This is a genomic window from Tessaracoccus aquimaris (assembly GCF_001997345.1).
Taxonomy (GTDB): domain Bacteria; phylum Actinomycetota; class Actinomycetes; order Propionibacteriales; family Propionibacteriaceae; genus Arachnia; species Arachnia aquimaris.
Genome location: NZ_CP019606.1, coordinates 3,373,029 through 3,391,921, shown reverse-complemented (window position 1 = coordinate 3,391,921; position 18,893 = coordinate 3,373,029). Strand labels below are relative to the sequence as shown.

Sequence of the window (18,893 nt, the reverse complement as noted above, 5' to 3'; positions counted from 1 at the left end):
AGCGGACTCCAACGGCGGGCGATGGGGATGGTCCCAGTCGTGCCAGGATGAGGCATGAGTGAATCCCCGCGGTTCGACCCGCTGGACCCCGACCTCGTGAGGCTGCGCGACATCGCCCTCGCGCTCCCCGGAGCGGGCGAGAAGTTGGTGGTCGGGCATCCGGCGTTCTTCACCCGCAAGGTGTTCGCCTACTTCGGGATGAGCTACAAGGTCGATGGGGAATGGGTGACCAACCCGAGGACGGTCAGCGTCCTGCTCCCCGAGGACGAGCGCCTGGCGCTGGCCGAGGAGCCGCGGGTCCACGTGCCCGGCTACATCGGGCCGTACGGCTGGCTGGGGATCTGCGTCGATGACGACACCGACTGGGCGGAGATCGCGGAGTTGGTCGAACTGTCCTACCGGGAGACGGCGGGAGTTCGGCGGATCGCCGAACTCGACGCGCGCGAGGAGGGCTGGCCGCGCGTTCCCTGAGGCACGGGCGGTTGAGGTTGAGGTTGTGGCGAGTCGAAACTCCACCGCGACCGCGACCGCGACCGCGCCAGCGGCCGTCGGCTTTCGGACCCCTCGACAAGCTCGGGGAACGACCGACACGAGTCCCCGCGCACGCCTCCCGATGCCCCGGCGGCCCGCTGGGCCGATCGTTCCTTGAGCCGGCCCGCCGACGAAGTCGCGCGGCCGAGTCGAAAGGTCCGCAACCACCAGCCACGGCCGACTCTCGGACCCCTCGACAAGCTCGGGGAACGACCGACACCAGTCCCCGCGCACGCCTCCCGATGCCCCGGCGCGCCCGCGGGACCCATCGTTCCTTGAGCCGGCCCGCCGACGAAGTCGCGCGGCCGAGTCGAAAGGTCCGCAACCACCACACCCACCGGCAGCGATCCACTCTCGGCCCCCTCGACAAGCTCGGGGAACAGCCACCACCAGTCCCCGCGCACGCCTCCCGACGCCCCGGCGCGCCCGCGGAGCCCATCGTTCCTTGAGCCGGCCCGCCGACGAAGTCGCGCGGCCGAGTCGAAAGGTCCGCAACCACCACACCCACCGGCAGCGATCCACTCTCGGACCCCTCGACAAGCTCGAGGAACGACCGACACCAGTCCCCGAACACGCTTCCCGACGCCCCGGCGCGCCCGCGGAGCCCATCGTTCCTTGAGCCGGCCCGCCGACGAAGTCGCGCGGCCGAGTCGAAAGGTCCGCAACCACCACACCCACCGGCAGCGATCCACTCTCGGACCCCTCGACAAGCTCGGGGAACGACCGACACGAGTCCCCGCGCACGCCTCCCGATGCTCCGGCGGCCCGCTGGGCCGATCGTTCCTTGAGCCGGCCCGCCGACGAAGTCGCGCGGCCGAGTCGAAAGGTCCGCAACCACCAGCAACGGCCGGCAGCCATCGACTCTCGGACCCCTCGACAAGCTCGGGGAACAGCCACCGCCAGTCCCCTGCGCACGCCTCCCGACGCCCCGGCGCGCCCGCGGGACCCATCGTTCCTTGAGCCGGCCCGCCGACGAAGTCGCGCGGCCGAGTCGAAAGGTCCGCAACCACCAGCAGCGGCCAGCCTCTCGACAGGCTCGGGGAACGAGTCCCCGCGCACCTCACGAGGGTTTCGACACAGCCCACGGGCGACTCCGTCGCCGCGGCTGGCTCAACCAGCGGACCTCGACAAGCTCGGGGAACGAGTCCCCGAGCACCCCACGAGGGTTTCGACACAGCCCACGGGCGACTCCGTCGCCGCGGCTGGCTCAACCAGCAGCGTCGCTGCCTAGACTTGGGCGCGTGGACGAGCAGGCGCTGACCGGGGGCAACGCGACCGACGCCGTGGTCCGCGCCGGGGACACGGTGCGCAAGCCGTGGACCCCCGCGACGCCGAGCGTCACCGCGTATGTCGAGGGCCTCCGAGCCGCAGGTGTCGATGCTCCCAAGCCGATGGGGCGCGACGATCGTGGCCGCTCCGTGCAGGAGTTCGTGATCGGCCCGAGCGCGATGGACGTCGACCCCCTCTCCCACGCGGACCTGCGACGGGTCGGTTCGATGGTCCGCCGGATCCACGACGCGAGCGTCGGATTCGTCCCGCCAGCGGATGCCGTGTGGGAGACGGCGATCCCCGCGCCCGGCGCCGATCTGGTCTGCCACAACGACCTCGCACCCTGGAACCTGATCGTCGGCGACCGGTGGGTGTTCATCGACTGGGACGCCTCCGCGCCAAGCACCCGGCTCTGGGACCTCGCCTACGCCGCCCAAGCGTTCACGCTGAACGACGCCACGACTCCACCGGAGGTCGCGGCCGCCCGGCTGACCGCGTTCGTCGACGGCTATGGCGCCGACCCCGAACTCCGGGAGGCACTCCCACAGGCGATGACCGCCCGGACAGCGGCGATGCTCGACCTCCTGAAGTCGTCCCATCGCGACGGTCGCGAGCCATGGGCCTCGATGTACCTCTCCGGTCACGGAGCACACTGGTCGGCTGCCCTGCGTTACGTCGAGACGCACAGCGCGCGCTGGGCGGCCGCCCTTGCCACCCCCGCTTCCTCTGACGCGACCGCTGACCCACCCGCGCGATCGGCGACGGATGCCTAGTCTGGGTGGCATGGCCGATCGCACAGTCCCGAACCTGCCCTCGCGGGATCTCGACCGAACGGCAGTCTTCTACGGGTCGTTCGGGTTCGTCGAGCAGTACCGCGACGGCCGCTGGCTGATCCTGCAGCGCGGGCCGCTCGGCCTGGAGTTCTTCCTGCACGTCGACGTCGACCCGTACAGCAGCGGATTCCAGTGCACGGTCCGCGTGGCGGACCTCGACGAACTGTGGGGCGCGATCCGCAACGCCGCGGTTCCCGTCGCCACCGTCGGGTTCCCACGACTGCACGAGCCGCGCGTCGAAGCTTCAGGGCTGAGGATCGGGTACCTCGTCGACCAGGATGGCACGCAGCTCACCCTGATCGAAGAGGCGTGAGGGCTACTCGCCTCGCACCTTGCCGGAGACCCACTTGCCGAGGTCGCTGATGCCGCCGCCGACGTCCTTGGCGAGCTTCGCGAGGGCGTCATCGCTCTCGTTGAAATCCTTGGAATAGGCCTCCGCTGCCGCGCTTGCCTCCGCCGAGATCTTGGCGTCCTTGTCGCCCGCGCGCCGCGGGTAGTTGCCGCCCAGGATGTCTGCGTAGGCGCCGGAGTCCACCCAGCGGCGGATCTCGCTTGCCCGCACGACGTTCATGGGGTGTGTCGTTCCGTCGACGAGCAGCAGCTTCGCGATGGAGTCGCGCAGGTCGTCGGTGTCCTGGTAGTCGCGGGCCTGCGCCAGGAACTCGGTCTGGTCGAGGTCCTCGAGGTGGCCGCCCGAGGCGAGCTTCATGTTGACGCGGATCGCGGCCTGCACGTCCTGGGTGGCCAAGAGCCCGGCGCGATCGGAGGAGAGTTCCGACTTTCGCGACCATTCACTGAGCGCGGAACGCAGCGCGATCAGGCCGATGCCGCCGAACGGGACGCTGGTCAGCGTCATGCCGAACATCAGGATGTATTGCAGCAGCGTGCGGTAGAGGGCGTGACCGCTGAGCGCGTGGCCGAGTTCATGGCCGAGGACGAAGCGCAGTTCCTCGTCGTCGAGCAGGTCGACGAGGGCCGAGTTCACGACGATCTTCGGGGTGTCGATGCCGATGGTCATGGCGTTGAACACGGGAGAGGCGATCACGTACAGCTCGGGGAGCTCAGGGGCATCGAGAGTGGTCGCCGCCTCAGCATGCAGGCGCTGCAGTCGGGGGAACTGGCGGTCGCTGACGCGCACCGCGGAGCCGAGGAGCTGCATCTTGATGGCGCGTTCGTTCATGAACGCGGAGAACTTGCGCAAGATGGTGTCGAAACCCTGCAGCTTGCGGAGGGCGACGAGCGCTCCCCGGTCGGCGGGGTGCTCCCATGCCCTGCTGGAGATGCCCTTGAGGACGACTCGGTGACGGGTGGTCTCGCTGCTCTCGTTCATTGCTCCAGTGTGCCCGGCTCGCGGCTCAGCGTGCCTCAGACCCTGGTCGTCCGTCGACGGTGATTCGACGCCACCCCGGTCGCGCCACGTCGAGCGCACATCCAGTGGGAATGCGAAGACCCCGGCCGATCGGCCGGGGTCTTGCTGCGTCGAAGGTCTCTCAGATCACTGAGCGACGACCTCGAACGGGACGTGAGCAGACACCGCGCCGTGCAACTTGATGTTGGCGGCGTGGGTTCCGACAGTCTTCACCGGCTTCGCGAACGAGACCGAGCGCTTGTCGATCGTGGGACCGCCGGCCTTCTTCACCGCGACAGCGAGGTCGCTTGAGGTGACGGCACCGAACAGGTGACCCTGCTCGGAGACGCGGGCGGGGATCTCGATCTTCAGGCCCTCGAGCTGCGAGCGGATCTCCTGCGCGTGCTCGACGCCGCGAACCTCGCGGGCGTCGCGGGCACGCTTGATGCCGTCGATCTGCTTCTCGTTACCGCGGGTCCAGCGGATCGCCTTGCCCTGGGGCAGCAGGAAGTTACGGCCGTAGCCGTCCTTCACATCGACGATGTCGCCGGCGATGCCGAGCTTGTCAACCGTGCCAGTCAGGATGAGCTTCATATTTCTTCCCTTCCAGATCAGCGAGCGGTCGACGCGTACGGCAGCAGGGCAACCTCGCGCGCGTTCTTGACGGCGATGGCGACCTTGCGCTGGTCCTGGACCGAGAGTCCAGTGACGCGGCGGGCGCGAATCTTGCCACGCTCGGAGATGAACTTCTTGAGCGTGTTGGTGTCCTTGTAGTCGATGTTGGCGACGCGAGTCGTCTTCACCGGCATGAGCTTCTTCTTGTTCACAGGCTTGCGCTGTGGACCGGCCATTGTGGTGCTCTCCTTTGCTAGGGGGCGTGGTGCCCTGAAAGCCCGTCTCTCGACGGAATGTGCCAGCTAGCCCGAGCGGGCTAGATAAGCGGTTGTATCAGAACGGGGGCTCTTCAGGCTGCGACTGGGCCCACGGATCGTTTCCGCCGCGGTTGTTGCCGCCGGCGTTGCCACCGGCGTTGCCGGAGCTGGCCCAGGGGTCAGACTGCTGGGCGTTGGTGTTGCCACCGCCGCCGCCCTGATTGCCCTGCCACGAGCCGCCACCGCCGCCGCCACCCGTGGTGCGGGTGACCTTCGCGGTCGCGTATCGCAGGGCGGGACCGACCTCGTCGACGTCGACCTCAAACACGGTGCGCTTCTCGCCCTCGCGGGTTTCGTAGCTGCGCGACTTCAGCCGGCCCGAGACGATGACGCGAGACCCCTTGGTGAGGGACTCGGCAACGTTCTCGGCGTACTGGCGCCACACCGAGCAGTTGAGGAACATGGCATCGCCGTCCTTCCACTCGTTCGTCTGACGATCGAACGTGCGGGGGGTCGAAGCGACCGTGAAGTTCGCGACAGCGGCCCCGTTGGGCGTGAAGCGAAGCTCAGGATCGGCGGTCAGGTTGCCGATGAGCGTGATGGGTGTCTCGCCTGCCATGTCTATCTGCCTTCCGATGATCGGACTTCGGTGAGCCGTTTGGCCGACTCACCTCGTGGTACCTGAGATTCTGGGCCAGCGTGCCGACACATTTTCAGGTAACCGGGAAGTTGTGGAAAAGAACTCAGTCCTCGAGACGGAGAACCTTGGTGCGCACAACCCTCTCGTCAATGGACATCAGACGGTCCATCTCGGAAACGGTCGCCGGCTCAGCGGTCAACTGGAGGACGGCGTAGATCGCCTCAGACTTCTTGTTGATGTCGTACGCAAGGCGACGACGTCCCCAGATGTCGATGTTGTCGATGGTGCCGCCATCTTTGGTGATGACTTCAAGGTGCTTGTCAACGAGTGCGGGTGCCTGACGCTCATCAACGTCGGAATCGATGAGAACCATGACTTCGTACTTACGCATACTTCAGCCCCACCTCCTTCGGACTAACGGCCACGGGTCTGTCCCGCGGCAGGAGGGCGTGACCGACCAGATGGTCAGTCAGCGCGCCACTCTACCGTGCGCCTCACCGGCGCGGAAATTGCTCACCTTCCGCGCAGTTCGTCGAGCTTCCCGCTCTCCACGATCGAGGCCCAGAACAGGTCGGCCCACGCGCGGTAGCCCTTGTCGTTGGGGTGGAACCAGTCCGCCGCCGTGTTGGTGTGGAACTTCAGGTAGCCCGTCTCGCGCATCGCCTGGTAGATCGGGACGAGGTGGTGGCCGTAACTGGCGATCAACTCCGATGCCCTCGCCGTCATGGACCTGGACCGCTTCGAGAGGCCAGGCACCATGAACCACGGCACGTCACCGACGAAGCTCCCGGGCGGAAGCGCGGAGAGGATCGCCTCGAAGCTTGCCGCGAAGGATTCGACGGTGTTGTCCGCGGCGAAGACGACGTCGTTTCCTCCGATGTCGAGGGTGACGAGGTCGGGCGTGAATCCGAGGTTCTGCAGCACGGGAAGCTGGCGCGTCACGACGTCGCCGCTGACGGCGCCGGAGATCGACAGGTTGGTGATCGCGACGTCGCGCCCCGTGGCCTCAGAGAGCCGGTCGGCGAGCAGCGCGACGTAACTCGCGCCGACGTGGGTCGCACCGACACCCTGCGCCGCCGAATCGCCAAGCGCGACATAGTGGAGCACCCCGTCGGGATGTGACTCGCTGCGCGTCTCCCAGTGCTCCCGGTAGGACTCGACGTGACCGTTGATCAGCCGATGGCCCTGCAGGTAGTTGTATCCCGCGGCGACCGCACCGGCGAGCGCCGCGCCGACGGCGAAGCCGGCCGCGAACCTGTTCATCAACGGCGCCGGTAAGGGCCGGGGAGCACGGGGTTGCCGTCCTTGGCCCATGCACGCAGCCCGCCCGCCACCGACTCGGCGAGCAGACCGGACTCGCGCAATTGAGCGGCGACGAGCGAGGAACGCAGCCCGTTGTCGCACATGACGACGACCGCGGCATCGCGTTCGGCGAGGGGATCGTCGCCGTGGATGGCGTCGACCGGACTCTCCCTCAGCAGCTTGGGGTCGACCGGCCTTGCGCCGGGTGCATGCCCCGCTTCGTACTCGACGGGGGTGCGCACGTCGATGAGCACCGCGCCCTTACTGAGCGCCATCAGCGTCTCTTCGATGCTCAGCCCTCCCGCCGAGCGCTTTCCGAGGAAGTCCATCAATCCCATGGGGCAATCGTGGCTCGCGAAAGCTCCAGAGCCAAGTCTCGGCGGGTCGTCACGGCTAAAACACCCCGGGTGGGAGCGCGTCGGGGCGACGCGTCGACGCCAGCCGGGCGGGACTGGACCTCCGTCGACCCCAACCGAAGAAGCAGGCCAAAGCCCGGGCGCGCGATGACAAGATGGGGAGATGAACGACCAGGTCGAGGTGCACACCTACACATCCAAGGACGCCCAAGCGACACTGAGCGTCTTCATCGACGCGGTGACGATCACCGCAGCCAGCAAGTACACCCCGGAGCAGGTCGCGGCGTGGGCCTCGCCCGCGGACCGGAACCTGGAGGACTGGCATCAGCGCCGCTCAAGCCGGGCGACCGTGGTCGCAACGGTCTCGGACGAGGTCGCAGGCTTCTCAGACATCGACATCGACGGCCTGATCGACATGCTGTTCGTCTCGCCGCGCTTCGCCCGCCGTGGCGTGGCGACCCGACTGCTGGCCGAGGTCGAGCAGCGGGCCCGGACGGTGGGCGCGTCGGCGATGACGGTGCACGCGAGCCTGCTGGCGCGACCGCTGCTGGAACGGCTCGGCTTCACCGTCGAAACGGAGGACCACCCCGTCATCCGCGGGGTCAGCCTGGTGAACTACACGATGGTCAAGCCGATCCGCGGCTAGAGGATGCCCGACTGGAACAGGCCGACGATGCCGAGCACGCCCGCGAGCCCGAGCCCGAGCAGGACGTAGCCCGCCCACTTCCTGCGCGCCCAGTAGGTCGTGAGGATCGGCAGCACCAGCCCCGCGAGCACCTGAGCGGCCCAGAGCACGGTCAGCCACACCGGCTGTGCCTGCACCTCGAAGTCGATCCCGGCGTCGTCGGGCGGCGGGATCAGCAGGCCGATGGCGCCGGTGAGAGTGCCCGCCGAGCCAAGCAGGAACGCGAAGCAGCCCATCGCGACGGCGCCTGGCCAGGTCGCCCACCAGATTCGCTTCGCCATGGCCCGAGTCTATGGGGCGATTTCTGCGCGTAGCGGGTGGGCGGCTGGGCCGCGGCCTAGATTGGTGGCCAGCCTCGGCGCACGGATGCGCGGGGCGACGTCGCGGCAAGGAGGCCATGATGACAACGCACACGAGGCAAGCCGACCTCCCGACCGAGGTGTTCGACTGGGGGTCGATCAAGTGGGGGTCTCCGACGAGCACTTCCCAGGAGCGCCCGCGACGGTAGGTGAGGTCGTGATCAATCCGACCATGGGTCACGACATTCACACGCATCCGGAGTCGGACGAGGTCCTCGTCATCCTCGAGGGCACAGGCCAACAGACCGTCGGCGACTCCGGGAAGTTCGACGTCGGGCCGGGCGACTCGATCTTCATCCCCAAGGGCACGGAGCACTCGACGTTCAACACGGGCTGGAAGCAGCTCCGGATCCTCGCGATCTACCTGCCCGGCGGCGCGGAACTGGCCCTCCGAGGCGCCCCCGACTATGCGCGACTGGCTGCCGGGGCGGCCCCGCTGTGGGTGCGCGGCTGACCCTGCGCCCACCAGCCAATCGCCTGACGGTGGCGGCGAGGGTCAGTGATGCTCGGCGTAGCGCTCCTTCAGACGCGCGTACATGTCGTCGACCATCGCCTTGAACCGGGCCTCCACCTCGCGACGACGCACCTTCAGCGTGGGCGTCAGGAGTCCGTTGTCCATGGTGAACTCCTCGTCGATCACCTTGGTGTCCTTCGGGCGTTCCTGGGTCGGCAGCTTCGCCGTCAACTCCTCGACGCGCCGCTTCAACTCCTCAAGCAGTTCGTTGGAGGCGAGCCAGTCCTGCAACCCGCCCTGCCAGTGACCTGCCTTCGCGAGGGCCTCGACGTGCGGGAGTGACGGCTTGACGAGCAGCGTCACGAACGGGCGGTTGTCACCGAGCAGCACCGCGTGCTCGAACAGCGGGTCGGCCAGGATCAGGCCCTCGATGGGCTGCGGGGCGACGTTCTTGCCGCCGAGCGTGACGATGATGTCCTTGAGTCGATCGGTGATGGTCAGGAAGCCGTCGGTGTCGATGTAGCCGACGTCCCCGGTGCGCAGCCAGCCGTCCTCGATCGTGTCGGCGGTCGCCTCCGGGTTGTTCCAGTACCCGGCCATCACGTTGGGGCCGCGGTAGAGGATCTCGCCGAGTTCGGCGATCCGGAGTTCGCCGCCGATCAGCACCTTGCCGACAGTGCCCTCCTTGAAGTCGTTCGGCGCGTTGAACGACACCAGGGGCGACGCCTCCGTGAGGCCGTAGCCCTCCATGATCGGCAGGCCGATCGAGCCGAAGAACTCCTCGATCTCGACGCGCAGCGGGGCACCACCGCAGGCGAGCACCGTCTTCGGGCCGCCCATCGCGTCACGGACCGCCTTCAGCACGAGCTTGTCGGCGACCTTCAGCTGGGCGCGCAGCCAGCCGCTCGGGGTGCGTCCGGAACGGTGGGCGTACTGGTTGTGGCGACCGACCTTCAGCGCCCACGCGAAGATCTTGCGCTTCGCTGAGGACCCCGCAGCCTTCGCATGCGCCGTCGTGTAGACCGTCTCGTACAGCTTCGGGACCGACACCATCATGGTCGGCTGCGCCAGGATCATCTGCTCCGCGACCGTGCGGGCATTCTCGACGTAGGTGTTCATGCAGCCGTGCAGCAGCACGACGGTCGTCCAGGCGCGCTCGAGGGCGTGGGACAGGGGCAGGAAACAGAGCGAGTGGTCGTCGGTGGTGATCGTGAAGAACTTGTCGAGCGCGTCGGCCTGCGCCAGGAGGGCCTTGTGCTGGATCATCACGCCCTTGGGGTTACCCGTGGTGCCCGAGGTGTAGATGATCGACGCAAGGTCGTCGCCGCTGGCCTCCGCGAGCCTCGCGTCGAGTGCGGCCAGGTCGGGGTCGGCCATGAAGTCGGTGTAGGAGACGACCTTGTCGCCCATGCCCTGGTACGGGTGCACGATGACGATGCGCTGAAGGTCCGGCAGGTCGGCGGCCAACACCCGCTCGGCCTCGCTCTGATTGCCGACGAACATCACCGTCAGCCCCGAGTCGCGGGCGATGTGCTCGATCTGCTCCGGCGTCGAGGTGGCGTAGAGCGGGACGGGGACGGCGCGCACGCTGAGTGCCCCGAAGTCGATCTCGGACCACTCCGGCGAGTTGCCGAGGAAGATCCCGACGCGCCCGCCGGGCTGGACGCCAAGGTCGAGGAGGCCCTGCGCGACGCGCTGGATCTTGGCACCGAACTGCGAGTAGGTCTGCACCGCCCAGGCGTCGCCACGTCGGATCCGGGTGGCCGGCCGCATCGGGTTCTCGGCGATCACAGAGCGCAGGCGGGTGATGATGTGGTTCGACATTGGACGCCCCTTCTGAAGGTGGCCCAACAGTACCTATCCGGGCCAAGATTGGGCGCCGATGCCAGAGCATGAACCCCAGGGCGTGGCCGCGCCGTCGTGTCGCACGGTCCCGCGGGGAAGCCGGGGCCGTGCCCTGGAGCGGGAAGGACTCTCCCGTTTCACGCCTGGGTCGCGTGTGAGCTTGAGCATGTTTGGTGACTCGTTGCGCGACACGCCGTGAAAACGCGGCTCCAGAGCAAACGAGCAACCAAACATGCTCAACGCCTTGGCCGACCACAGCGTCGCATCGACTACAGTGGACGCACCCCTAGCAGGAGGCCCGAATGACTGACTGAGCCTGGCACGCCCCGTTGGCGTGCCGTCCATCCCGACCGCATCCCAGCGACCCCCAGGACCACTCATGGCTCATTCCTCCCCTGCCGTCGTCGTCGACGGCCTCTCCTATCACCTCGCAGACGGCACCCCGATCCTCGACGGCGTCGACGCGACCTTTCCCGTCGGCATGACCGGCCTGATCGGCCCCAACGGCTCCGGCAAGACGACCCTGCTGCGGCTCATCTCCGGCGACCTCTCTCCCACCGGCGGCGCCGTCCGGGTGGCGGGCACCGTCCACGTGGTGCCGCAGCGCCTCTCGACTGCGGGCACCGTCGCCGACCTGCTCGGCATCGCAGACACCCGCGCCGCCCTGCTCGCGATCGAGTCCGGGTCGGTCGACCAACGCCACTTCGACGCCGTCGGAGACGACTGGGACGTCGACGCCCACGCGGTCGCCGAACTGGGCGTGCTCGGCCTCGACTCCGACGTCGCGTTCCTCGACCGCGACGCCACGAGCCTCTCCGGCGGGGAGGCGACCCGCATCGCGCTGGCGGGCGCCCGGCTCGCCAACGCCGACGTCACGCTCCTGGACGAGCCGACCAACAACCTCGACACCCGCACCCGCCGCTGGCTGTACGACGCGCTCGACGGCTGGGACGGCGCCCTCGTCGTGGTCAGCCACGATCGGGACCTGCTGGAACGCGTCGACGCCCTGGTCGACCTCGACCCCCGCGGCGTCGTCAGCTTCGGCGGCACCTTCTCGCAGTATCGCGAGCAGCAGGCGACCAGGCAGGCCGCCGCCGAGCGGCGCCTCCGGGAGGCCGACGCGGAACTCGACCGGGCGAAGAAGCAGGCCCAGGCCGAGCTTCAACGCCTGGCCCAGCGCGACAGGTCGGCCCGTAAGGAGCGGGCGCTCGGCAACGTCGTGAAGGTCGCCGCCGACTTCTACCAGAACCGCTCCGAGAAGAAGGCCGGCTCGAAGTCCCAACTCCACAACCAGGCGATCGCCGACGCGGGCGAGGCGAGGTCCGAGGCGGACGCGGCGGCGCGCACGGCCGACACCATCCGCATCGCGCTTCCCGAGACGACGGTCCCTAACGGCAAGGAGGTGCTGCGCCTCAGCATCGGCGGTGCCCGCCTGGATGTCGTCGGACCTGAACGGATCCGTCTCACCGGCGACAACGGGACGGGCAAGTCGACGCTGCTGTCCCTGATCCTCGGCCAAGGCGACGGTGAGCAGTGGCGCGCGCGGGTGCTTGGCGACGCGAGGCTCGACCTCGCCCCAGCGGTCGCGACGGGCCAACTCGCCCAGCGACTCGACGAACTCGACGCATTCCCCAGCGCCATCGAGGCCGTCCGGGACGCGGCGCCGTCCAGGTCCCCGCACGAGGCGCGGGCACTGCTCGCACGCTTCCTGATCCGCGGGGACAGGGCCGACCAGGCTCCGACGACCATGTCAGGCGGCGAGCGGTTCCGGGTGGGGCTCGCGAGGACGCTGTTCGCCGACCCCGCGCCGCAGTTCCTGGTGCTCGACGAGCCGACCAACAATCTGGATCTCGCCTCGGTCGAGCAACTCGTCGAGGCGCTCGACGACTACCGGGGCGCGCTGCTGATCGTCACGCACGACGAGCACCTCGCCGCCGAGCTGAGGGTCACCAGGCAGTGGTCCCTCGGCCGCGACGGCGAGGCGATGGTTGTGCGCGACGAGATCGCGTAACGCTCAGGCGCGCGCCCTGTCGGCGGCGATGACCTTGCGCATGCCCTCGATGGCGACCGGGATGACGTTGTCGACCTTGGAGGCCTCCTTCTCCTCGTCGGTCATCGGGGTGAAGTCGTGGTGGCCCATGATCATCATGATTCCGCCCGTGCGGACGCGGCGCACCGAGCCGAGCAGGAACAGCGCCGCGCATTCCATCTCGGAGACGAGGCAGCCGCCCTTGACCCAGGCGTCCCAGCGCTCGTGGAGGCGGGGGCCGATGGGCATCGAGTCGGGGTCGTGCTGCCCGTAGAAGGAGTCCTTCGACTGCGAGACGCCGACGTGCCACGTCTTGCCGAGGTCCTTGGCGGCGTCGACGAGGCCGTTGATCAGTTCGAGGTTGGCGACGGCGGGGAACTCCATCGGCAGGTAGTGCAGGCCGGTGCCCTCATCGCGGATCGCGGCGTTGATGACGGCGACGTCGCCGGGCTGGGTCTCGGGCTGCATCGCGCCGGACGTTCCGACGCGCATGAACGTGTCTGCGCCCACGTGGATCAGTTCCTCCACGCAGATGGCGGTGCTCGGGCCGCCCATGCCCGTCGAGGTGACGGCGACGGGAACGCCGTCAAGCTCGCCCGCCCACGTGGTGTGTTCGCGGTGCGATGCGACGAAGTGAGGGTTGTCGAAGTGCTGCGCGATGACCTCGCAGCGGCCCGGGTCCCCGGGCAGGAAGACGTAGCGGCCGATGTCGCCCTGCTTGAGGTGAATGTGGTACTCGTAACCCTCTGAATAGGCCATGGAAACTCCTTGTGTCGGACGTGATGCCTAACGCTAACGCGGAACGCGTGGTCGCGTCAGCCGGGACGCCCCGGAAGCCGTCCCGCGCGCCCGCGAAGCGCCCGGACGGGTGAGGCAGTCGGGTCACGGGGTCGTGACGATGGACGACATTGGGCTGCTGCACGGCTCGCGGACCCCTCGACAAGCTCGGGGAACGAGGACATGCACGGGACGGACCGGCCTTCGGGAACGGAACGGGTCGTGGCCGTGTCCTTGCCGAGGCCGATGAGCCGACGCCCACTCGTCGAGCCTGTCGAGACGTCCGAAACCCCGACCCGACCGCGCCTGGCCCACGCGCTCTGCACGGACCCCTCACCAAGCTCGCGGGACGGGGACACAAGCCGGGGGACGGCGACACGCTGAGGAAACGGCACCGCTCGGTGCACGGACCCTCGACAAGCTCGGGGAACAAGGACAAGCACGGGGAACGGGACCGGCCTTCGGGAACGGAACAAGTCCGCGGAGCCGACGCCCGCTCGTCGAGCCTGTCGAGACGTCCGAAACCCCGACCCGACCGCGCCTGGGCCACCCGCTCTGCACGGACGACTCACCAAGCCCAGGAGACAAGGACAGCCCGGGGAACGGGACCGGCCTTCGGGAACGGAACAAGTCCGCGGAGCCGACGCCCGCTCGTCGAGCCTGTCGAGACGTCCGAAACCCCGACCCGACCGCGCCTGGGCCACCCGCTCTGCACGGACGACTCACCAAGCCCAGGAGACAAGGACAGCCCGGGGAACGGGGGCGAGTCCTTCGGGAACGGAACAAGTCCGTGGAGCCGACACCCGCTCGTCGAGCCTGTCGAGACGTCCGAAACCCCGACCCGACCGCGCCTGGGCCACCCGCTCTGCACGGACCCCTCGACAAGCCCGGGGGCGACACGCTGAGGGAACCGCACCGCTCGGTGCGCGGACCCCTCGACAAGCTCGGGGAATGAGGACACGCTGAGGAAACGGCACCGCTCGGTGCACGGACCCCTCGACAAGCTCGGGGAACAAGCGCCAAGCTCGGGGAACGAGGGCGAGTCCGTCGGGGTCCAGCCCCGGTCTTCGGGAACGGAGCAAGTCCGTGGAGCCGACACCCGCTCGTCGAGCCTGTCGAGACGTCCGAAACCCCGACCCGACCGCGCCTTGGCCACCCGCACTGCACGGACCCCTCACCAAGCCCGGGGGACGAGAACACAAGCCCGGGACGGCGACACACTGAGGGAACGGCACCGCTCGGTGCACGGACCCCTCGACAAGCTCGGGGACGGGGACACACTCAGGGAACGGCACCGCTCGGTGCACGGACCCCTCGACAAGCTCGGGGAACGCGGGGCAAGCTCGGGGAACGGGCGACGAGCTCGAGGAACAAGGACAAGTCAGGGAAGGACCGCTCTCAGGGACCGCACCGGGGTGACACGCTCACGGGCGGCACCTTGGCCCGATCCGGACCACGGGCCCGCCGTGCAACACTCATCCCAACAGGGAGGAGCAGCCCATGATTATCGGGACGCTGATCAACGTCGTCGTGCTGATGTACCTGTCACGTCGACTTCTCGGGGTGCCCGTCGGCTGGGGCAGGACGCTGATCGTCTGCCTCCTCCAGAACGCCATCGCGTGGAGCTTCGCCGACCAGATCGTCCGGTCGCTCGGCATCAGCGAGAAGTCCCCGGTCCTGCCCGTCATCCTGGTCCTGGCCGTGATGGTCGGCTGCGTCATCGCGTTCGACCTCATCGTGCTGACGATCCTCGAGGCCATCGTGCCGACCTGGAGCGTCCCGACGCTGACCAGCGTCGTCACGGGCCTCCCCGCCGCCGTCCGCCGCGGCCGCCGCTACGTCGTCATCTGGTGGATCCTGCTGAAGAACGGCCTCACGGCCTACGTCGGGCCGACCCCGAAGAAGGACCGCGAGTCACCACGCGTCGCGCGTTCGCTGCGCACCGCGCTGACCGACGCGGGCGTCACGTTCGTGAAGTTCGGCCAGATGCTCTCCACGCGCGCGGACCTGCTCCCGGCGCCCTTCATCAAGGAACTCTCGAAGCTGCACAGCGACGTGGAGGCCGAGCCGTGGCGCGACGTCCGCCCGGCTCTCGCGGAGTCCCTCGACAAGCCCATCGACGAGACGTTCGCGGAGATCGACGAGACGCCGATGGCCGCTGCCTCCGTCGCGCAGATCCACGCCGCGAAGCTCCCGGACGGGACGGACGTGGTCGTGAAGTTGCAGCGCCCGAAGGCCCGCCAACAGGTCACCGCCGACCTCGACATCCTGCGCCGCCTCGCCGAGCGGCTCGAGCAGGGCACAGCCTGGGGCAGGCAACTCGGGGCGGTCGGGCTGGCTGATGGCTTCGCTGACTCGCTGCACGAGGAACTCGACTACACCGTAGAGGTGGCCAACATGCGCTCAGTCGCTGCCGCGTCCGACCTGATCGTGCCGATCCCCTACCCGGAGCTTTCGTCGGAACGCGTCATCGTGATGGAGCGCATCGCGGGAAAGCCGCTGTCCGCGGCGTCCGACGAACTCGCCGCCATGGACGCCGAGACGCGCGCCGCGCTGGCCGACCGGCTCCTGAGCGGCGTGCTGCGCCAGATCTTCGTGCACGGCGTCTTCCACGCCGACCTGCACCCGGGCAACGTCATCCTCACCGACGATCACGACCTGGCGCTGCTCGACTTCGGGTCGGTCGGGCGACTCGACCGCCCCACCCGATCTGCGCTCATCATGCTGCTCTACGCCGTGGAGCGGCAGGACTCGATCGCGGCCACCGACGCGCTGCTCGACCTGATGGACCGCCCCCCGACCCTCAACGACCGCGAACTCGAACGCGAGGTCGGCAAGCTGATGCTGCGCTACGGCGACGGGTTCGCCCCGGGCGGCTCCGCGTCCATGTTCGCCGACCTGCTCGACGTCGTCGTCCGCTTCGGGTTCCGCGTGCCTCCCCAGTTGGCGGCGGTGTTCCGAACCCTCGGCACTCTCGACGGGACCCTGCAACTGATCGACCCCGACATCGACCTGATCGCGCTGGCGCGCAGCAGGGGCTCCGAACTCGCGCAGTCGATGCTCGGCCGGGACGCCGTCAAGGCGCAGGTCGAGCACCAGGTCGCCACCCTGATGCCGATGCTGTCCCGACTCCCGAGACGCCTGTCGCGGATCACCGAACAGTTGGAGGACGGCTCCCTCACCGTCAACGTGCGTGCCTTCGCCGACCAGAGCGACCGCGCCTGGCTCGCGACCATCGGCAGCCAACTCAACCTCAGCCTCCTCGGCTCCGCGCTGCTGTTCGGCGGGCTGTTCCTGTTGACGCGCTCCGGCGGGCCGATGCTGCTGCCGACGCTGTCGATCTGGCCCTTCCTCGGCATCACGCTGCTGTTCCTCGCCTTCATCCTCGGGGCGCGTGTGCTGGCGGGCATCTTCTTCTCTGCGAGGGACTGAACCGTCGGCATCGCTGGATAGGGTGGGCCCATGACCATCCGCCTTGGAGCCCACGTCTCGTCCGTCCACCCGCTCGTCGACGCGGCAGGCATGGGCGCCGAACTGGTGCAGGTCTTCGTCGGCGACCCGCAGAGTTGGAAGAAGCCGGTCACCCCCTACCCGGACGGCGCGGCCGCCCTCAAGTCTGCCGCAGAGGCCGACGGCGTCGGCATCGTGGTGCACTCCCCCTACGTCCTCAACGTCGCGTCCACCAACAACCGGATCCGGATCCCCTCACGCAAGCTGCTGCAGCAGACCATCACCGAGTCCGCCGCGGTGGGCGCGATGGGGGTCGTGGTGCACGGCGGCCACGTGACCGCCAACGACGACCCCGCCGTCGGGTTCGAGAACTGGCGCAAGTGCATCGACGGCCTGAACCTCGATGTGCCGATCTTCATCGAGAACACCGCGGGCGGTGCCAACGCCATGGCCCGCACGCTCGAGTCGATCGAACGGCTCTGGGCCGCCATCGCCGACTCGCCCAATATCGACAAGGTCGGCTTCTGCCTCGACACCTGCCACGCGCACGCGGCAGGCCTCGAACTGGACGGCCTCGTCGAGCAGATCACGGCCATCACCGGGCGTCTCGACGTCGTCCACTGCAACAACTCGCGCGACGCGGCAGGCAGCGGTGCCGACCGGCACGCTGGCCTGACAGACGGCACCATCGACCCCGAACTCCTCCTGTCCGTGGTGCGCGCCGCCGACACCGCCACCATCCTCGAAACCCCGGGTGACGTGCCCGAACATGCCGCCGAGATCGCATGGCTCCGGGAGCACCTGGACCTCTGACGGTCAAACTTGTTTGATCCGTTAAACTACTTTCCGCCACCACGTACCCCATCCCGAAGGGACCACTGGCGTGCTTTATGCCTTGATCGCAGTCCACGCGATCCTTGGCGCGTTCACCCCCCTGATGGTCAAGAAGCTCGGCGCACGGGTCTTCTACGTCCTCTCGATCGCGCCCCTCGCCGCGGCGATCTGGCTCACCGTCCAAGCCCCGCACATCGTCTCCGGCGGCACCTACGTCGAGGCGTACCCCTGGATCCCGACGCTCGACGTGTCGCTGACACTGCGGATGGGCCTGGTCCAATGGGTGCTCGCCATGATCGTCACCTGGATCGGCTTCCTCGTCCTGCTCTACAGCAGGTGGTACTTCGAGGGGATCACCACCGGTAGGTCGGCCGCGATCCTGACCGTCTTCGCAGGCACGATGCTCGGGCTTGTGACCGCGGACAACCTCGTGCTGATGTTCGTCTTCTGGGAACTGACGACGGTGCTGTCGTACCTGCTCATCGGCCACGACCCCACCAGACGCGCGAACCGCGGCGCGGCGCAGACCGCGCTCATCGTCACCACCTCCGGCGGCCTCGCGATGCTGGTCGGCATCGTGGCGGTGTGGAGCACCACCGGCAACATGTCGCTTGCCGAGATCGTCGCTGACCCGCCCAAGGGCACGCTCGCGGGCATCGGCGCGATGCTGATGCTGGTCGGCGCGCTCAGCAAGTCTGCGCTGGTCCCCTTCCATTTCTGGCTTCCTGGCGCCATGGCCGCGCCGACGCCGATCTCTGCCTACCTGCACGCCGCCGCCATGGTGAAGGCGGGCGTCTACCTCGTCGCCGTGCTGGCTCCCGCGTTCGCGGACGTGCCGCTGTGGCGTCCGACCGTGCTGATCCTCGGCACCGTGACGATGATCCTCGGCGGCTGGCGGGCGCTGCGCCAGACCGACCTCAAACTGCTGCTCGCCTACGGCACAGTGTCGCAACTCGGCTTCATGGTGCTGCTGCTGGGCGTCGGAACAAAGGCCGCCGCGATCGCGGGCCTCGGCATGGTGATCGCCCACGCGCTGTTCAAGTCGACGCTGTTCATGTGCGTCGGCCTCATCGACCATTCCGCGGGCACCCGCGACATCCGCGAGTTGAGCGGCGTCGGCTACCGGGTGCCGTGGCTGGCGATCCTGGGTGGCCTCGCAGCGCTGTCCATGGCCGGCATGCCCCGCTGGTCGGCTTCCTCACCAAGGAGACGGCCTTCGAGTCGATCGTCTACCTGATCGACGGTGAGCTGACCATCCTGACGCCGCTGGCCGCGGTCGCGCTCGACGTGGCGCTGCTGTTCGGCGCCG

Annotated in this window: 19 protein-coding genes; 9 read left to right on the top strand and 10 right to left on the bottom strand. The window is 68.4% G+C overall.

Annotated features, from left to right (window positions below; all coding sequences use genetic code 11):
* The first annotated feature begins 54 nt into the window (after positions 1-54).
* The 3 genes from BW730_RS15415 to BW730_RS15405 all read left to right on the top strand — a co-directional run bounded on the left by BW730_RS15415 (position 55) and on the right by BW730_RS15405 (position 2,946).
* The gene (locus BW730_RS15415) at positions 55-471 is read left to right on the top strand and encodes an MmcQ/YjbR family DNA-binding protein (protein WP_077687043.1); all 417 of its coding nucleotides are present in this window, start codon (positions 55-57) and stop codon (positions 469-471) included.
* 1,301 nt (positions 472-1,772) lie between these two features.
* Positions 1,773-2,573, top strand: coding sequence for a phosphotransferase (locus BW730_RS15410; RefSeq protein ID WP_077687042.1), 801 nt, complete (start codon positions 1,773-1,775; stop codon positions 2,571-2,573).
* A 10-nt stretch (positions 2,574-2,583) separates the two neighbouring features.
* Positions 2,584-2,946 (top strand): VOC family protein, encoded by a 363-nt coding sequence (locus BW730_RS15405; protein WP_077687041.1) that lies wholly within the window; start codon positions 2,584-2,586, stop codon positions 2,944-2,946.
* Positions 2,947-2,949: 3 nt separating this feature from the next.
* Here BW730_RS15405 and BW730_RS15400 read toward each other — a convergent pair whose 3' ends face one another.
* The 7 genes from BW730_RS15400 to BW730_RS15370 all read right to left on the bottom strand — a co-directional run bounded on the left by BW730_RS15400 (position 2,950) and on the right by BW730_RS15370 (position 7,133).
* Entirely contained in the window at positions 2,950-3,963 is a 1,014-nt protein-coding gene (locus BW730_RS15400; protein WP_077687040.1) for a M48 family metallopeptidase, read from the bottom strand.
* Between the two features lie 165 nt (positions 3,964-4,128).
* On the bottom strand, positions 4,129-4,575 hold the full coding sequence (gene rplI, locus BW730_RS15395; protein ID WP_077687039.1) for a 50S ribosomal protein L9: 447 nt from the start codon (positions 4,573-4,575) through the stop codon (positions 4,129-4,131).
* A gap of 17 nt (positions 4,576-4,592) precedes the next feature.
* Complete coding sequence (gene rpsR, locus BW730_RS15390) at positions 4,593-4,832, bottom strand: 30S ribosomal protein S18 (RefSeq protein WP_077687038.1); 240 nt, start codon at positions 4,830-4,832, stop codon at positions 4,593-4,595.
* 97 nt (positions 4,833-4,929) lie between these two features.
* The gene (locus BW730_RS15385; protein WP_077687037.1) at positions 4,930-5,472 is read right to left on the bottom strand and encodes a single-stranded DNA-binding protein; all 543 of its coding nucleotides are present in this window, start codon (positions 5,470-5,472) and stop codon (positions 4,930-4,932) included.
* Positions 5,473-5,596: 124 nt separating this feature from the next.
* Entirely contained in the window at positions 5,597-5,884 is a 288-nt protein-coding gene (gene rpsF, locus BW730_RS15380) for a 30S ribosomal protein S6 (protein ID WP_077687036.1), read from the bottom strand.
* A 122-nt stretch (positions 5,885-6,006) separates the two neighbouring features.
* Positions 6,007-6,756, bottom strand: a complete 750-nt coding sequence (locus BW730_RS15375; protein WP_158522691.1) for an SGNH/GDSL hydrolase family protein — start codon at positions 6,754-6,756, stop codon at positions 6,007-6,009.
* Positions 6,756-7,133, bottom strand: a complete 378-nt coding sequence (locus BW730_RS15370; protein ID WP_077687034.1) for a rhodanese-like domain-containing protein — start codon at positions 7,131-7,133, stop codon at positions 6,756-6,758. The genes BW730_RS15375 and BW730_RS15370 overlap by 1 nt, the downstream gene beginning before the upstream one ends.
* 181 nt (positions 7,134-7,314) lie before the next feature.
* Here BW730_RS15370 and BW730_RS15365 point away from each other — a divergent pair, with 181 nt between their 5' ends.
* Positions 7,315-7,797 (top strand): GNAT family N-acetyltransferase, encoded by a 483-nt coding sequence (locus BW730_RS15365; protein WP_077687033.1) that lies wholly within the window; start codon positions 7,315-7,317, stop codon positions 7,795-7,797.
* Here the strand turns inward: BW730_RS15365 and BW730_RS15360 are convergent.
* On the bottom strand, positions 7,794-8,117 hold the full coding sequence (locus tag BW730_RS15360) for a hypothetical protein (protein WP_077687032.1): 324 nt from the start codon (positions 8,115-8,117) through the stop codon (positions 7,794-7,796). The two genes, BW730_RS15365 and BW730_RS15360, sit on opposite strands and share 4 nt — an antisense overlap.
* 235 nt (positions 8,118-8,352) lie before the next feature.
* Between BW730_RS15360 and BW730_RS15355 the strand changes: the two genes are divergently transcribed.
* The gene (locus BW730_RS15355) at positions 8,353-8,649 is read left to right on the top strand and encodes a cupin domain-containing protein (protein ID WP_237267968.1); all 297 of its coding nucleotides are present in this window, start codon (positions 8,353-8,355) and stop codon (positions 8,647-8,649) included.
* 42 nt (positions 8,650-8,691) lie between these two features.
* Here BW730_RS15355 and BW730_RS15350 read toward each other — a convergent pair whose 3' ends face one another.
* Positions 8,692-10,473 carry an AMP-dependent synthetase/ligase gene (locus tag BW730_RS15350; RefSeq protein ID WP_077687031.1) on the bottom strand — a complete coding sequence of 594 codons (1,782 nt, stop codon included), beginning with the start codon at positions 10,471-10,473 and terminating at the stop codon, positions 8,692-8,694.
* Between the two features lie 400 nt (positions 10,474-10,873).
* Here BW730_RS15350 and BW730_RS15345 point away from each other — a divergent pair, with 400 nt between their 5' ends.
* Positions 10,874-12,505, top strand: coding sequence for an ABC-F family ATP-binding cassette domain-containing protein (locus BW730_RS15345; RefSeq protein WP_077687030.1), 1,632 nt, complete (start codon positions 10,874-10,876; stop codon positions 12,503-12,505).
* Between the two features lie 3 nt (positions 12,506-12,508).
* Here the strand turns inward: BW730_RS15345 and udp are convergent, their stop codons facing one another.
* On the bottom strand, positions 12,509-13,282 hold the full coding sequence (gene udp / locus BW730_RS15340; protein ID WP_077687029.1) for a uridine phosphorylase: 774 nt from the start codon (positions 13,280-13,282) through the stop codon (positions 12,509-12,511).
* A gap of 1,518 nt (positions 13,283-14,800) precedes the next feature.
* On the opposite strand from udp, the gene BW730_RS15335 reads away from it, so the two are divergent.
* The 3 genes from BW730_RS15335 (at position 14,801) to BW730_RS19555 (ending at position 18,821) form a co-directional block, all read left to right on the top strand.
* Positions 14,801-16,732 (top strand): ABC1 kinase family protein, encoded by a 1,932-nt coding sequence (locus BW730_RS15335; RefSeq protein ID WP_077687028.1) that lies wholly within the window; start codon positions 14,801-14,803, stop codon positions 16,730-16,732.
* A 30-nt stretch (positions 16,733-16,762) separates the two neighbouring features.
* Positions 16,763-17,563, top strand: coding sequence for a deoxyribonuclease IV (locus tag BW730_RS15330; protein ID WP_077687027.1), 801 nt, complete (start codon positions 16,763-16,765; stop codon positions 17,561-17,563).
* A 70-nt stretch (positions 17,564-17,633) separates the two neighbouring features.
* Entirely contained in the window at positions 17,634-18,821 is a 1,188-nt protein-coding gene (locus BW730_RS19555; RefSeq protein WP_226996851.1) for a proton-conducting transporter transmembrane domain-containing protein, read from the top strand.
* Positions 18,822-18,893 lie beyond the last annotated feature (72 nt).

Coding starts and splice junctions, on each gene's coding strand:
- rplI (WP_077687039.1), bottom strand. CDS start 4,575: ATGAAGCTCATCCTGACTGGCACGGTTGACAAGCTCGGCATCGCCGGC.
- BW730_RS15400 (WP_077687040.1), bottom strand. CDS start 3,963: ATGAACGAGAGCAGCGAGACCACCCGTCACCGAGTCGTCCTCAAGGGC.
- BW730_RS15360 (WP_077687032.1), bottom strand. CDS start 8,117: ATGGCGAAGCGAATCTGGTGGGCGACCTGGCCAGGCGCCGTCGCGATG.
- BW730_RS15405 (WP_077687041.1), top strand. CDS start 2,584: ATGGCCGATCGCACAGTCCCGAACCTGCCCTCGCGGGATCTCGACCGA.
- BW730_RS15415 (WP_077687043.1), top strand. CDS start 55: ATGAGTGAATCCCCGCGGTTCGACCCGCTGGACCCCGACCTCGTGAGG.
- BW730_RS15370 (WP_077687034.1), bottom strand. CDS start 7,133: ATGGGATTGATGGACTTCCTCGGAAAGCGCTCGGCGGGAGGGCTGAGC.
- BW730_RS15350 (WP_077687031.1), bottom strand. CDS start 10,473: ATGTCGAACCACATCATCACCCGCCTGCGCTCTGTGATCGCCGAGAAC.
- BW730_RS15365 (WP_077687033.1), top strand. CDS start 7,315: ATGAACGACCAGGTCGAGGTGCACACCTACACATCCAAGGACGCCCAA.
- udp (WP_077687029.1), bottom strand. CDS start 13,282: ATGGCCTATTCAGAGGGTTACGAGTACCACATTCACCTCAAGCAGGGC.
- rpsR (WP_077687038.1), bottom strand. CDS start 4,832: ATGGCCGGTCCACAGCGCAAGCCTGTGAACAAGAAGAAGCTCATGCCG.
- BW730_RS15335 (WP_077687028.1), top strand. CDS start 14,801: ATGATTATCGGGACGCTGATCAACGTCGTCGTGCTGATGTACCTGTCA.
- BW730_RS15385 (WP_077687037.1), bottom strand. CDS start 5,472: ATGGCAGGCGAGACACCCATCACGCTCATCGGCAACCTGACCGCCGAT.
- BW730_RS15375 (WP_158522691.1), bottom strand. CDS start 6,756: ATGAACAGGTTCGCGGCCGGCTTCGCCGTCGGCGCGGCGCTCGCCGGT.
- BW730_RS15345 (WP_077687030.1), top strand. CDS start 10,874: ATGGCTCATTCCTCCCCTGCCGTCGTCGTCGACGGCCTCTCCTATCAC.
- BW730_RS15330 (WP_077687027.1), top strand. CDS start 16,763: ATGACCATCCGCCTTGGAGCCCACGTCTCGTCCGTCCACCCGCTCGTC.
- rpsF (WP_077687036.1), bottom strand. CDS start 5,884: ATGCGTAAGTACGAAGTCATGGTTCTCATCGATTCCGACGTTGATGAG.